Consider the following 14374-nt stretch of genomic DNA (forward strand, 5'->3'; position numbering starts at 1 on the left):
GCGGCTTGGGGGCAGGGTCTGAAAAGGCGCATAAGACAATAATCTGGGACACGGCGGCGGTTTGCCGGTTCACGGAGCATGGCGAGTCGCCTTGGCACCATGAGGCGCATGACGCAGCTGATGGGCCGTCCGCTCCTGGAAGTGCCGAGCGAACTGGGCGGACGCCCCTTGCTGGCCGACCTGTTGACGGGGGTGCGGACGGCGCTGGTCGGTCTTGCGGTGGTCGGGGTTCCGGTGCTGGGGCTCTGGGTGGCGACGCCGTACGCCGACTCGGACGCGGCCGCTGCCACCCGGTTGGCGGGCGTGCTCTGGCTGCTCGGGCACGGCGCGCCGGTGGTGCGTGGCAGTGCCGACGCCCCGCTGACCGTCACTCCGCTACTGCTCGGCGCCCTGGTGGTGGTGCTGTTGTACCGGGCGGGCGCGGCGGTGGCGTCGCGGCGCGGGCTGCGTTCGCGCTGGGGCGGCCCGGTGGCGCTGTGGACGGGGTACTGCGGGGTGGCGGTCGTGGTGGCGCTGCACTGCGCGGGTGCCGGGCTGTTCCGCAGCCGGGTGCTGACGGACCTGCTGGTGGTGGGTCTGGTCGCCGGGCTGTCGACGGCCGCGGGCGTCCGGTCCGTCCGGCCCCTCGGGCTCCTGCGGTCCCTCCGGCCGGAGGCCGTCGGGACCGGGTTCCTGGTCGACCGGCTCCCGCCGGGCTGGCGGCCGGTCGGCGGGATGCCCGCCGTGTGCCGGGCGGCCGCCGCGGCCGGGGCGGGGCTGGTCGCGGCGGGCGGGCTGCTGGTGGCGGTGGCGGCGGCGCTGGACGCGGGGGCCGGCGACGGGCGGGGGATGGCGCTGCTCGGGCGCGGGCCCGCGGCGCTGTCCGGGCTGCTGATGCTCACCGTGGTGCTGCTGCCGAACGCGGTGCTGTGGGGAACGGCGTACGCGCTCGGCCCGGGCTTCGAGGTCGGCGCCGGGACGCTGGTGTCGCCGGGCGGTACGGAGCTCGGCGCGGTGCCGGAGTTCCCGCTGTTCGCCCTGCTGCCCCAGGAGGGCGGCCCGGGCGGCTGGCGGCTGGCGGCGCTGCTGCTGCCGCTGCTGGCGGGGCTGGTGCCCGCGGTCCTGCTCGGCCGGGCGGCGGCGGGCCGCCGTTCCCCGGCCGGTGCCGGTCCCTGGGCACCCGCCGCCACGGCGGTCGCGGCCCTGGCGGCCGCGCTGCTGCTCGGCGCCGGAGCGGCGGCGCTGGGCTGGCTGTCCGGCGGGGCGCTGGCGGCCGGGCGGATGGCCCGGTTGGGGCCGGTTCCGTGGTGGACGGGCCTGGCGGCGGCGGGCTGGCTCGCCGCGGTGGCCGTACCGGGTGCCCTGCTGGTCCGCCGCCGCGCGCTCGGCCCGATGGACGCCGGGGACGCGGACGACGTCGAGCCTGCGCAGAACGTCGAGCGTGCGGACGACACCGAGCGCGCGGCGGACGCCGGGTTCGCCGTCGGTGTCGGGGGCACGGCCGGGGCCGCGCCCACGGCGGCCGGGCAGGGCGCGTGCGCCGGGCTCGCGGTCCGGGTGCGCCGGAGTGCGCTTGGGCTGCGCGCCCGTACCCACGTCCTGGTCCTGCGGCTGTCCAGGCAGCGCCGCCCCACTCGTTGAGCCGGTGGCCCAGGGCCTGCCGGGCGCTACTCGGCGTTCCCGGTGAAGTCCACGTACCACTGCGGGGCGTACCGGTCGCAGTTCTCGGCGCCGACGTTGGTCAGCGAGTCCCGCACGCAGGTCACGTAGTCCTGGTAGTAGTAGCCGAGCCCGATCACCGAGGTGGCGACCACCACGGTCATCGCGCCGGTGAGGATTCCGGCGAGCGCGGCCGGGGTGAGCGGGTTCGGCGCCGGAATCCCGCCGGGTCCGCCCGCGGCCGCGGGCCGCTTGGCCCGCAGCGCGCCGATGCCCCAGGCGATGCCGAGCACCCCGACCAGCAGCGCGATCCAGTGGAAGCCGGCGAACAGGCAGACCAGCGCGAAGGGTCCGGCCAGGGCGGCGTTGCGGGCCTTGCGGTGGATCGGGTCGGTGGGGTCGAGCCGGGGCGGCTGCGGGGCCTGCGGGCCCCGGCCGGGGCGGCCGTCGCCGAGGCCCTGGCCCCACGGCGGCGGGAACGGCGGACGGTCGCCGCCCTGACCGCCGTCCTGGCCACCCTGCCCGCCGTTGCCGTCGGGGCCCTGGCCGGGCCAGGGGCTGCGCGGCCGCCACGGCTGGTCCGGGGCGTCCGCCGGCGGCGGCGCGAAGGGGTTGCGCTCGTCGGTCTCGTCGCCGCTGCTCATGGTTCAGCCGTTCCTTCTCGGTCGGGGCTTCAGTGGTGGCTTCGGTCGTGGCTCGGTGCCGGCTCGGTGCCGGCTCGGCGCCGGCTCGTTCGGAGGGTCGCGCGTTCGGAGCGGTCTCCCGCGCCTCCCAATGATCCCGCAAGCGTTCGAGGGCCCGGCGGGGGCCTGCCCGAACCCGTACGGGCCGTGCGCGGCCCCGGTGCGGCGGGCCCGAGGAGATCCCCGTCTCAACTACGCGCGTAGCGCCGCCGGCAGGGTGCGGGGGCCCTCCGACCAGCCGTTATCGTGGTGACGGTCAGCAGCTCAGATAGGTTCCCCGGGGCCCGCGTCGCGGCGGGTTCTCCTGGTGTTCCCCTTCGCTCGACCTGCCGTTCGTAGTGGCCCCACCACCGGTGGACGTACCAGCGGACGGCGCCCGACCTACGGAGAATCGCGCAGTGGCCGCCGCCCCCGCTCAGCTCTTCCCGCCCCGTACGCCCGGACCGGCCCGCCTGGTGGTGCTGGTCTCCGGCTCCGGCACCAACCTCCAGGCGCTGATCGACGCCGTGGCCGATCCGGCGTACGGCGCCGAGATCGTGGCCGTGGGCGCGGACCGGGACGGCATCGCCGGCCTCGACCGTGCCGAGAAGGCGAGCCTGCCGACCTTCGTCCACCGCGTCAAGGACTTCGCGGACCGGGCCGCCTGGGACGGCGCGCTGACCGCCTCCGTCGCCGCCCACCGGCCGGACCTGGTGGTCACGGCCGGCTTCATGAAGATCCTCGGCCCCGAGTTCATCGCGGCCTTCGCCGGGCGGATCGTCAACACCCACCCCGCACTGCTGCCCGCCTTCCCCGGCGCCCACGGCGTCACCGACGCGCTCGCGTACGGGGTGAAGGTCACCGGCTGCACCGTTCACCTGGTCGACGCCGGCGTGGACACCGGGCCGATCATCGCGCAGGGCGTCGTCGAGATCGTCGACGCCGACCACGCCGATGGCGGCGAAGCGCTGCACGAGCGCATCAAGACTGTCGAGCGCAAGCTGCTCGTCGACGTCGTGGGCCGGCTGGCCCGCGAAGGTCACCGCATCGAGGACCGAAAGGTATGGATCCCCGCATGAGTGCGAGCTCCACCACGCCCCCCGTTTCGGAGAACATCCGTCCGATCCGTCGCGCGCTGATCAGTGTGTACGACAAGACCGGTCTGGAGGAGCTGGCCCAGGGCCTGCACGCCGCCGGGGTCGCCATCGTCTCCACCGGCTCCACCGCCGGCCGGATCGCCGCCGCCGGCGTGCCGGTGACCGAGGTCTCCGAGCTGACCGGCTTCCCGGAGTGCCTGGACGGGCGCGTGAAGACGCTGCACCCCCGCGTGCACGCCGGCGTGCTCGCCGACCTGCGCCTGGAGTCGCACCGCGCGCAGCTGGCCAAGCTCGGTGTCGAGCCCTTCGACCTGGTCGTGGTGAACCTCTACCCGTTCAAGGCCACCGTCGCCTCGGGCGCCACCCCGGACGAGTGCGTCGAGCAGATCGACATCGGCGGCCCGAGCATGGTCCGCGCCGCCGCCAAGAACCACCCGTCGGTGGCCGTGGTCGTCGACCCGGCCCGTTACGACGACGTGCTGACGGCCGTTCGCGAGGGCGGCTTCGACCTGGCCACCCGCAAGCGCCTCGCCGGTGCCGCGTTCGCCCACACCGCCGCCTACGACGTGGCCGTGGCCTCCTGGTTCGAGGCCGGCTACGCCCCCAGCGACGAGAGCTTCCCCGAGTTCCTCGGCGCCACCTGGGAGCGGCAGAACGTGCTGCGCTACGGCGAGAACCCGCACCAGGGCGCCGCGCTGTACAGCGACGGCACCGGCGGCCTGGCCGGCGCCCAGCAGCTGCACGGCAAGGAGATGTCGTACAACAACTACGTCGACACCGACGCCGCCCGCCGCGCCGCGTACGACCACGCCGAGCCGGCCGTCGCGATCATCAAGCACGCCAACCCGTGCGGCATCGCGACCGGCGCCGACGTCGTCGAGGCGCACCGCAAGGCGCACGACTGCGACCCGGTCTCCGCGTACGGCGGCGTGATCGCGGTCAACCGCCCGGTCACCGTCGAGCTGGCCGAGCAGATCGCCCCGATCTTCACCGAGGTCGTCGTGGCCCCCGCCTTCGAGGACGGCGCGGTCGAGGTGCTGGCCCGCAAGAAGAACATCCGGGTGCTGGTCGCCCCCGAGGCCCCGGCCAACCGCCAGGAGGTGCGCCCGATCTCCGGCGGCGTGCTGCTCCAGGACGCCGACCGGGTGCAGGCCGAGGGCGACGACCCGGCGAACTGGACGCTGGCCACCGGCGAGGCGCTCCCGGCGGCCGAGCTGGCCGAGCTGGCCTTCGCCTGGCGCGCCTGCCGGGCCGTCAAGTCCAACGCGATCCTGCTGGCCAAGGACGGCGCCTCGGTGGGCGTCGGCATGGGCCAGGTCAACCGGGTCGACTCCTGCAAGCTGGCGGTCGAGCGGGCCGGCGAGCGGGCCAAGGGCGCGTACGCGGCCTCGGACGCCTTCTTCCCGTTCCCGGACGGTCCGGAGATCCTGATCGCCGCCGGCGTGCGCGCGATCGTCCAGCCGGGCGGTTCGATCCGTGACGAGCAGGTCATCGAGGCGGCCGAGAAGGCCGGCGTGACGATGTACTTCACCGGCGCGCGCCACTTCTTCCACTGAGTGGCACGAAGCGGCCCGGCCCCCTCCGAGGAGGGAGCCGGGCCGCTTCGCCGTGTTCCGTGCCGTCCGTCAGTACCGCGGCCGGTTGAACCAGTTGACGCCGTCCTGGGTGCACATGGCGGTGATCCAGATGACGCATATCGCCACCCAGAGCCCGCCGAAGATGATGTTCACCGTGAGCTTCTGGGCGATCCCGCTGACCAGGTCGAGCAGGCCGAACAGCGAGGCGATCGCGCCGTAGACGATGGTGGTGATCCGGACGGCGTTGCCGCCCTTGCCGTACTTGGCGCCCAGCGTGATGGAGAGCGCGGCAGCCAGCGCGAACACGATGCCGACGACGACCAGGATGCCCGCGGCGGCGTTGCCGATCGAGGAGATGAAGTCGTCGCTGCTCGTCGAGGTCTTGTTGACGGCGTCCTTGGTGGCCGCCGCTCCGATCAGGCAACCGAGCGCGATCAGCACCTGGGTGCCGCCCACGATGAACAGCAGCACCCGGGCGGTGGTCACCAGGCCCGGCATGACCTGCGGCAGGGCCGGCGCGTAGCCGTACGCCGGGGCGACCGGCTGCGGGTAGCCGTAACCCGGGGCCGGCGGCGGGGCCTGCTGCGGGTAGCCGTAGCCGGGAGCCTGCGGCTGGCCGTACGGGTTGTTCGGGTCGGGCGGGTAACTCATGGATGCCTCCGGGCAGTTGCGGGGACGTGGGGACGGGACGGCGGAGGACCCGGTTGCGGCCGGCGAGTCGGGTCGCCGACGGAACGGGACGGTACCGGAGCGCGGTGACAGCCCGGCGGCGGTGACGGGCGCGGCCGGCTCAGTGCTGTGACGAGCGGGTGATCGAACGCCGGGACGGGCACGGCGCGGTGAGGACGTCGCCGCGGCGGTCTGGCTGTGCGGACTGCTGTGGTCGGATCACTGGCTCTTTCCCCCGGGTACGCCCCGCCGCGGGATCCGTCGGCCCGTCACCGGGCCGGGTCGCGGCAGGGGATGCCCGCATATCGTCGTCCGGACGGCGGCGCGCTGTCCAGCCGGTTGCGGGCGCCGGGCCGAGACTGTGGCGCAACCGCAACGTGGTGCGGACCTTCCGTACCCGTCCGGTCTCCAGGCCGGTCGCCCGTCCGGTCCCCCGTCCGGTCTCCAGGCCGTCGCGCGAACGGCCGGGGAGCCGCCCCGGTACGGGGTGCGGTCGCGATCCGGGAGAATGGGGTCATGACTGCCCAGATTCTCGATGGCAAGGCCACCGCCGCCGCGATCAAGTCCGAACTCGCCGCCCGCGTGGCGGCCCTCAAGGCGAAGGGCGTCACGCCCGGCCTCGGCACCGTCCTGGTCGGCGACGACCCGGGCAGCCGCTGGTACGTCAACGGGAAGCACAAGGACTGCGCCGAGGTCGGCATCGCCTCCATCCAGCGCGAGCTGCCCGCCACCGCCACCCAGGAGGACGTCGAGAACGTCGTCCGCGAGCTCAACGCCGACCCGTCCTGCACCGGCTACATCGTCCAGCTGCCGCTGCCCAAGGGCCTGGACCAGAACCCGGTCCTGGAGCTGATGGACCCCGACAAGGACGCCGACGGCCTGCACCCGACCTCGCTCGGCCGGCTGGCGCTGGGCATCGAGGGCCCGCTGCCGTGCACCCCGCTGGGCATCGTCGAGCTGCTGCGCCGGCACGACGTGCAGATCGACGGCGCCGAGGTGGTCGTGGTCGGCCGTGGCATCACCGTCGGCCGCTCGATCGGCCTGCTGCTGACCCGCCGCAGCGAGAACGCCACCGTCACCCTGTGCCACACCGGCACCCGGGACCTCGGCGCCCACCTGCGCAAGGCCGACATCATCGTGGCCGCCGCGGGCGTGCCGCACCTGGTCAAGCCGGAGGACGTCAAGCCGGGCGCCGCGGTGCTGGACGTCGGCGTCAGCCGCAGCGAGGGCAAGATCGTGGGCGACGTCCACCCGGGCGTGGCCGAGGTGGCCGGCTGGATCTCCCCGAACCCCGGCGGCGTGGGCCCGATGACCCGCGCGATGCTGCTGAACAACATCGTCGAGGCGGCCGAGCGCCGCGCCGGCGTCTGACCCCCGAGGGACGGCGAGCATGACTGAACCGCGACCGGCGCGGTCCCGGCAAAGGCCGGTCAGGACCACCGGCACCCTGCCGCCGGAGGGTGCCGCCCCGGCCCTCGGGCGCGACCACGCCCTGCCGGTCCGGCAGTGGCCGATCACGCTGGTGCTGTCGGTGGTCGGCGCCGGCCTCGCGGTCACCTGGTTCGCCGACTTCAAGGACGGCTTCAAGTACGGGCTGCTGATCCTCGGCACCGGGGTGCTGCTCGGCGCGGTGCTGCGGCTGGTGCTGCCCGAGGTCGGGATGCTGGCGGTGCGCAGCCGCTTCACCGACGTGATCGTGCTGGCCTTCCTGGGTGCCTCGATCGTGCTGCTGACCCTGGTCGCGCAGCCGAACCCGTGGCTGGAGATCCCGCTGCTGGACAACATCGGCCAGCTGATCGGCCGGCCCAAGCACTGAGGGCCGGTTCCGTGCCCCCGCGGCCCCGCCCGGAACCCGGGCGGGGCCGCGTGCGTCTGTGACGCATCAGCCACGCCCGCACACGCGGCGTAGGCTTCCCTTTGCGATAACCTGACGCCGGTCTCTCGATGTCGAGAGATCATCCTGGCTCCAGTGCCGGTGTGCCTGGGGCACCTGGCGATTTGCTGGAGAAGGTAGAAATGACCCGCACCCCCGTCAACGTCACCATCACCGGAGCTGCCGGCCAGATCGGCTACGCGCTGCTCTTCCGCATCGCCTCGGGCCACCTGCTCGGTGCCGACGTGCCGGTGAACCTGCGCCTCCTGGAGATCCCGCAGGGCCTCAAGGCCGCCGAGGGCACCGCCATGGAGCTCGTCGACTGCGCCTTCCCGCTGCTGCGGGACATCAAGATCACCGACAACCCGAACGAGGCCTTCGACGGCGCCAACGTCGCGCTGCTGGTCGGCGCCCGTCCGCGCACCGCCGGCATGGAGCGCGGCGACCTGCTGCAGGCCAACGGCGGCATCTTCGGCCCGCAGGGCAAGGCCATCAACGACCACGCCGCGGACGACATCAAGGTCCTGGTCGTCGGCAACCCGGCCAACACCAACGCCCTGATCGCCCAGCGCAACGCCCCGGACGTCCCGGCCGAGCGCTTCACCGCGATGACCCGCCTGGACCACAACCGCGCGGTCGGCCAGCTGTCCGCCAAGACCGGCGCCCTGGTCTCGGACATCAAGCGCGTCACCATCTGGGGCAACCACTCCGCGACCCAGTACCCGGACATCTTCCAGGCCGAGATCGCCGGCAAGCCGGCCTTCGAGGCCATCGGCAGCGACCAGGCCTGGCTGGAGAACGACTTCATCCCGACCGTCGCCAAGCGCGGCGCCGCCATCATCGACGCCCGCGGCGCCTCCTCGGCCGCCTCGGCCGCCAACGCCGCCATCGACCACGTGCACACCTGGGTCAACGGCACCGCCGAGGGCGACTGGACCTCCATGGGTGTCGTCTCCGACGGCTCCTACGGCGTCCCGGCGGGCCTGATCTCCTCCTTCCCGGTCACCACCAAGGACGGCAAGTTCGAGATCGTCCAGGGCCTGGAGATCTCCGACTTCTCCCGCGCCCGCATCGACGCCTCGGTCAAGGAGCTGACCGAGGAGCGCGACGCGGTCCAGGAGCTGGGCCTCATCTGAGCCCCGCCCCCGCGGCCTTCCCGACGGCCCGCCCCTCCCTCCCGGGAGGCGGCGGGCCGTCGCCGTTCCCGGCCCGTGTCCGGGCACGCCGCTTCCGGCCCCCGTCCACGCCCGCCGCCTACACTGGCCCGCTGTGAACGAAACCCTCGGGGACGCCGCGCTCGTCCTCGTCTTCATCCTGCTGGGCGGGCTGTTCAACGTCGCCGAGATCTCCCTGATCTCGCTGCGCGAGGGCCAGATCCGGGCGCTGGAGGGGCGCGGCACCCGGCGCTCGGCCCGGGCCGCGCACCTGGCCGCCGATCCCAACCGCTTCCTGGCCGCCGTCCAGGTCGGCGTGACCTGCATGGGCTTCCTGTCCGCGGCCTTCGGCGCCGACACCCTGGCCGGCAAGGTCGCCCCGCTGTTCGTCGACGCCGGGCTGTCCCGGGGGATGGCGGACGCGGTCGCCCTGGTCGGACTCACCCTGGTGATCAGCTACGTCTCGCTGGTGCTCGGCGAGCTCACCCCCAAGCGGATCGGCCTGCAGCGCGCCGAGTCCATCGCGGTGGTCGCGGCCCCCGTGGTGGACGTGATGTCGGTGGCGCTGCGCCCGGCGATCTGGCTGCTCGGCCACTCCACCAACCTGATGGTCCGGCTGTTCGGCGGCGACCCGGCGGCCGGGCGCGGCTCGATGAGCTCCGAGGAACTGCGCGGCCTGGTCGCCTCCAACACCGAACTGGGCAGCGACGAAAGGGCGTTGATCGCGGACGTGTTCGCCGCCGGGGAGCGCCAGCTGCGCGAGGTGATGGTGCCCCGCACCGAGGTGACCTTCCTGGACGCCGAACGCCCGCTGGCCGCGGTGCGGCACCAGGCCGAGACCTCGCCCCACTCGCGCTACCCGGTGGTCGAGGGCAGCGCCGACGCCGTGGTCGGCTTCGTCCACGTCCGGGACCTGTACGGCGCCCGCGGCGAGCAGGCCGTCAAGGTCCGCGACCTGGCCCGACCGGTCAAGCTGCTGCCCGGCACCAAGCGGGTGCTGGAGGCGATGGGGGAGATGCGCCGGGAGGGCCACCACCTGGCCATCGTGGTGGACGAGTACGGCGGCACCGCCGGCATCGTCACCCTGGAGGACCTGGTCGAGGAGGTGATCGGCGAGATCCGCGACGAGTACGACCGGCCGGAGGCCGCCCCCACCCGCCGGCTGGCCGGCGGCGGCATGGAGCTGGACGGACTGCTCAACCTCGGCGACTTCGAGGAGGAGACCGGCGTCGCGCTGCCCGAGGGCCCGTACGAGACGGTGGCCGGCTGCCTGGTCGCCTCGCTCGGCCGGCTGCCCCGGGACGGCGACCACGCCCGGGTCCCGGTGGAGGGCGGCGGGGCGGTGCTGCTGACGGTGGCCAAGGTGGAGGGCCGGCGGATCGCCCGGGTGAGGGTGAGTGCGGTCACACCGGAGGAGCCCGCTGGGGCGGACGTTTCCTGAGCGACCGGGGGAACTGGAACAATGGCGCGCATGGTCAACGCAGCGGTCACTGGTCCGGTCAAGGACCGTCCCCGGGTGCTCTCCGGGATCCAGCCCACCTCAGGCTCGTTCCACCTCGGCAACTACCTGGGCGCGGTGCGCCAGTGGGTCGACCTGCAGAAGGAGAACGACGCCTTCTACATGGTCGTCGACCTGCACGCGATCACCGTGCCGCAGGACCCGGCGACCCTGCGCCAGAACACCCGGATCTCCGCCGCCCAGCTGCTCGGCGCGGGCCTGGACCCGGAGCACTGCACCCTGTTCGTCCAGTCCCACGTGCCCGAGCACGCGCAGCTCGCCTGGGTGATGAACTGCCTCACCGGCTTCGGCGAGGCCTCCCGGATGACCCAGTTCAAGGACAAGTCCTCCCGGTACGGCGCCGACAGCACCACCGTCGGCCTGTTCACCTACCCGATCCTGCAGATCGCGGACATCCTGCTCTACCAGGCGGACGCCGTCCCGGTCGGCGAGGACCAGCGCCAGCACGTGGAGATCACCCGCGACATCGCGGAGCGCTTCAACTCCCGCTACGCCCCGGTCTTCACGATCCCCAAGCCGTACATCCTCAAGGAGACGGCGAAGATCATGGACCTCCAGGACCCGGGCATCAAGATGAGCAAGTCGGCGTCCTCGCCCAAGGGCCTGGTCAGCCTGCTGGACGAGGCGAAGGTCAGCGCCAAGAAGTTCAAGAGCGCCGTCACCGACACCGGCACCGTCGTCTCCTACGACGAGGAGCAGAAGCCCGGCGTCTCCAACCTGCTGCGGATCCACTCCGCGCTCAGCGGCCAGTCGGTCGAGCAGTTGGTCGCGCACTTCGAGGGCAAGATGTACGGCGCCCTGAAGACCGAGCTGGCCGAGCTGTTCGCCGAGTGGGTGACGCCCTTCCAGGAGCGCACCGGCACCTTCCTGGACGACCCGGCCGAGCTGGACCGGGTCCTGGCGATCGGCGCCGAGAAGGCCCGCGCCGTGGCCTCCGAGACGCTGGCCACGGTGTACGACCGGATCGGCTTCCTCCCGGCCGCCAAGCGGTGACTCCCCTCACACGCCTGCCCGGTGGTGACGGTGGCTCGCCCGTCACCATCGGCGTGTCCGTGAGCGTTCCGGACCCGTACGGCACGTGGATCCAGGACGCGCGGGCCGGCCACGGCGATCCGCAGGCGCGCTCGATACCGACGCACGTCACCCTGCTGCCGCCGACCGAGCTGCCCGCCGATGAGCTCCCGAAGGTCGAGGAGCACCTGGCGGCGGTGGCGGCCGCGCACCGGCCGTTCCGGATGCTGCTGCGCGGCGGCGGCACCTTCCGCCCGGTGTCGCCGGTGGTGTTCGTCCGGGTCGAGGAGGGCGCGCAGGAGTGCCGGCTGCTGGAGGCGGACGTCCGCTCCGGCCCGCTGGCCCGCGAACTGGCCTTCCCGTACCACCCGCACGTGACGGTCGCCCACGGCCTGCCGGACGACGTGCTGGACCAGGCGTACGAGCAGGCGCGCGGGTTCCGGGCGTCCTTCCTGGTGCCGGGCTTCTCGCTCTCCCGGTTCGACGCGGACGAGGTCTGGCGGCCCTGGCGGGACTACCACTTCTCGTGAACCGGTACGGCGCGTGGACTACCGCGCCGTACGGCCGAGTTCGAGCATCCGGTCGACCACCCGGCGGGACGCTGCGCCGTCGTCCAGGGCGCAGTGCTCGGCCCGGAAGCGCCGGTAGCGCTCGGCGTACCCGGGCGCCGACTCCGCTCCGCTGTCGGCGAGTTCGCGCAGCGCGCCGAGCAGTTCGGCGGAGTCCGGCACCAGCGGGCCGGGGGCGTTGCGCTCGAAGTCGAAGTAGAAGCCGCGCAGGGTGTCGCGGTAGTGCTCCAGGTCGTAGGTGAAGAAGTAGACCGGGCGGCCGGTGATGGCGAAGTCGAACATGATCGACGAGTAGTCGGTCACCAGGACGTCCGCGATCAGCAGCAGTTCCTGCGGGTCGGGGAAGTCCCCGCAGTCGTACAGGAAGCCGTCGCCGGCGCCGGGCAGCGGTTCGCGCACGTGGGAGTGCGGGCGGACCAGCAGCACGTGGTCGTCGCCGAGCAGCCGGCGGGCGTGGTCGACGTCCAGCCGCAGGTCGAGCCGGAAGCCCTCGCCGTCGCCGCGCTGCTGGTCCTCGCGCCAGGTCGGCGCGTACAGCACGACCCGCTTGCCCTCGGGGATGCCGAGCCGCCTGCGGACGGTCGCGGCGACCCGCGGGTCCGGTTCGGCCAGGACGTCGCCGCGCGGGTAGCCGGACTCCAGGACCTCGCCGTCGTAGCGGAAGGCGCGCTGCAGGATCGGGGTGGCGAACGGGCTGGGGGAGAGCAGCAGGCTCCACTGCGGGGTCTCCCGGTCGAGGGACTCCAGGTAGCCGTGGTCGGACAGCCAGGAGTTCTCGACGTCGTGGGCGATCCGCTTCAGCAGTGAGCCGTGCCAGGTCTGCACCACGACCTGGCCCTCGCGGCGCTCCAGGAAGTCCGGGAAGTGGGTGTTGCCGACCAGGTAGCGGCAGGTGGCCAGGGCGCGGTACCACTCCGGGCTCCAGATCCGCACCGGCACGACCCCGGGCGGCAGCTCGGCCTGGCCGTCGTCGACCACCCACAGGTGTTCCAACGGCTCGCCGCGGCGGGCGAGTTCGGCGTGCACCGCGCGCGGGGAGTCGGCGTAGCCGCGGCCGCCGAACACGTCGTAGAGCACCGCCTCGCGCAGCGGTTCACGGCGGGCGGCCGGGTAGTGCTGGGTGCGCAGCCGGGCCTGCGTCCAGGCGCTTCGCTCGGTGGCGTCGAGCACCGGGGTGGAGTCCACCAGCAGGGTGTCGTGCCAGCGGCGTTGCAGCAGGACGTGCTTGCCGCCGGTGGTCGCGGTGGCGGGGAGGGCGGGCAGGGCGGCGGCGGAGGCGATCAGCGGCCGGGCCGGGCCGGAGCGGTCGGCCGGCTCCAGGGCGGCCTCCCAGATGCCCTTGCGCAGCGGCAGCACGGCGCCGTCCGAGCCGGTGCGGGTGGCGGGCACCCGTACCCGGAAGCGGCCGTCCGGTTCGGGTTCGAGCGGGGCGCGGACCTCGCCCGCGGTACCGCTGTGCCGCAGGACCAGCTCCAGCCGGTCGGCGGCCGGGTCCGGGCAGTGGCCGGACAGCTCGAAGCCGGCGAAGCGCACCTCGATCCGGTCGACCACCCCGGCGGCCGGCTGGACGCAGACCTGGAGCCTGCCGTCGGCGAGGTGCTTGAGGTAGAGCACCCGGTCCGGGGCGTCCGGCAGCGGGTGCTGGCCGGCCACCGGGCCGCGGCGCTCGTCCAGGCAGAGCTGCTCGGTCCCGCCGTCGGGGCGCAGCAGTTCGGCGTCCCAGTGCTCCAGCGCGCCGCGGCCGCGCCCGTCGGCGGTGAACGGCCGGTACGGCAGGTGGACGGTGAAGGTGTTGCCGGTGCGGGTGAGCGGCTGCTCGATCACCGCTTCGCTCTGCCGGTGGCGCAGCCGCAGCACGGTACCGGTCGGGCAGTGGTCGGCGGTGCCGGCCAGCCGGATGCCGTCGGCGGCCGGTTCGGCGCGGTCGAGCCGGACGGCGGGGCGCTCCAGCCGCAGCCGCAGCCGGTCGTCCTCGAAGTACGGCTGGAGGCGCACGTCACGGTCCACCCAGCGGGCCGGCGGGTATTCGCCGGAGCCGCACCAGTGGGGGGCGAGGGCGCCGTACTGGCGGCGCAGCCGGGTGGGGCGGGGGCGGGTGAAGAGGGTGGTCTCGATCTGCCAGTCGCCGAGCAGCCAGCGGCCGTCGCGGCGCAGCCGGGAGGGTTCCACCACGACGGTGAAGCCGGACCAGTCGTGGTTGTGGTCGGGCTGGGCGCTGTCGTCGGTGACCTCGGGCAGCTTGCGGGGCCTGGAGCGCAGGTGGAGGGGCGGCTCGGTGCCGTCCTGGTGGCACAGGGTCAGCCAGGTCCAGGCCGAGCCGGGGCGGCCGGTGTCGAGGTCCAGCGGGCGGGCGAAGCCGGTGAGTTCCAGCCCGCGGCCGTGCCAGCGGGCCCGCAGCAGTCCGAACACCACGTCCTCGTCGACGGCGGGCCAGCCGGCGCTCACCCGGGGGGCGGCGTGCGGCAGAACGAACCGGGTGAGCGCAGGCATGGTGCGGGGGGCCCTTCGGGGGAGGGGATCCCGGTCATGGCGGTGGCCGGGAGGGGGCGCCGTGCCGGGGCTGGCCGGACGGGGCCGAATCGATATCCCATACCGGGAAGGCACT

The 14374-nt window shown here is 73.8% G+C and carries 12 protein-coding genes; 9 read left to right on the forward strand and 3 right to left on the reverse strand.

Annotated elements, in window-relative coordinates:
• Positions 1-108: 108 nt before the first annotated feature.
• Positions 109-1620, forward strand: coding sequence for a DUF6350 family protein (locus ACIRVF_RS03060; RefSeq protein WP_402812749.1), 1512 nt, complete (start codon positions 109-111; stop codon positions 1618-1620).
• Between the two features lie 26 nt (positions 1621-1646).
• On the opposite strand, the gene ACIRVF_RS03065 is transcribed toward ACIRVF_RS03060, so the two are convergent.
• Positions 1647-2282, reverse strand: coding sequence for a hypothetical protein (locus ACIRVF_RS03065; RefSeq protein WP_402812751.1), 636 nt, complete (start codon positions 2280-2282; stop codon positions 1647-1649).
• A gap of 437 nt (positions 2283-2719) precedes the next feature.
• On the opposite strand from ACIRVF_RS03065, the gene purN reads away from it, so the two are divergent.
• The gene (gene purN / locus ACIRVF_RS03070) at positions 2720-3379 is read left to right on the forward strand and encodes a phosphoribosylglycinamide formyltransferase (protein WP_402812754.1); all 660 of its coding nucleotides are present in this window, start codon (positions 2720-2722) and stop codon (positions 3377-3379) included.
• Positions 3376-4953, forward strand: coding sequence for a bifunctional phosphoribosylaminoimidazolecarboxamide formyltransferase/IMP cyclohydrolase (purH, locus tag ACIRVF_RS03075; protein ID WP_402812757.1), 1578 nt, complete (start codon positions 3376-3378; stop codon positions 4951-4953). The genes purN and purH overlap by 4 nt, the downstream gene beginning before the upstream one ends.
• Positions 4954-5022: 69 nt before the next feature.
• Here the strand turns inward: purH and ACIRVF_RS03080 are convergent, their stop codons facing one another.
• Positions 5023-5625 (reverse strand): hypothetical protein, encoded by a 603-nt coding sequence (locus tag ACIRVF_RS03080; protein ID WP_402812760.1) that lies wholly within the window; start codon positions 5623-5625, stop codon positions 5023-5025.
• 534 nt (positions 5626-6159) lie between these two features.
• Between ACIRVF_RS03080 and ACIRVF_RS03085 the strand changes: the two genes are divergently transcribed.
• From ACIRVF_RS03085 to ACIRVF_RS03110, 6 genes are all read left to right on the forward strand, one after another.
• Positions 6160-7014 (forward strand): bifunctional methylenetetrahydrofolate dehydrogenase/methenyltetrahydrofolate cyclohydrolase, encoded by an 855-nt coding sequence (locus ACIRVF_RS03085; RefSeq protein WP_402812763.1) that lies wholly within the window; start codon positions 6160-6162, stop codon positions 7012-7014.
• Between the two features lie 19 nt (positions 7015-7033).
• Positions 7034-7459 (forward strand): DUF3017 domain-containing protein, encoded by a 426-nt coding sequence (locus tag ACIRVF_RS03090; protein ID WP_051824882.1) that lies wholly within the window; start codon positions 7034-7036, stop codon positions 7457-7459.
• Between the two features lie 200 nt (positions 7460-7659).
• On the forward strand, positions 7660-8652 hold the full coding sequence (locus ACIRVF_RS03095) for a malate dehydrogenase (protein WP_402812765.1): 993 nt from the start codon (positions 7660-7662) through the stop codon (positions 8650-8652).
• A 133-nt stretch (positions 8653-8785) separates the two neighbouring features.
• A complete protein-coding gene (locus ACIRVF_RS03100; RefSeq protein ID WP_402812768.1) occupies positions 8786-10111 on the forward strand; it encodes a hemolysin family protein in 1326 nt (441 codons plus the stop codon).
• Positions 10112-10141: 30 nt separating this feature from the next.
• Positions 10142-11182: a tryptophan--tRNA ligase gene (trpS, locus tag ACIRVF_RS03105; RefSeq protein ID WP_380420004.1), complete on the forward strand. Its 1041-nt coding sequence runs from the start codon at positions 10142-10144 to the stop codon at positions 11180-11182.
• A 59-nt stretch (positions 11183-11241) separates the two neighbouring features.
• Complete coding sequence (locus ACIRVF_RS03110) at positions 11242-11730, forward strand: 2'-5' RNA ligase family protein (RefSeq protein WP_402812772.1); 489 nt, start codon at positions 11242-11244, stop codon at positions 11728-11730.
• 18 nt (positions 11731-11748) lie between these two features.
• Here the strand turns inward: ACIRVF_RS03110 and ACIRVF_RS03115 are convergent, their stop codons facing one another.
• Positions 11749-14259: a CDP-glycerol glycerophosphotransferase family protein gene (locus ACIRVF_RS03115; protein WP_402812775.1), complete on the reverse strand. Its 2511-nt coding sequence runs from the start codon at positions 14257-14259 to the stop codon at positions 11749-11751.
• Between the last annotated feature and the right edge of the window lie 115 nt (positions 14260-14374).

The organism is Kitasatospora sp. NPDC101157, assembly GCF_044768255.1.
Lineage (GTDB): Bacteria > Actinomycetota > Actinomycetes > Streptomycetales > Streptomycetaceae > Kitasatospora.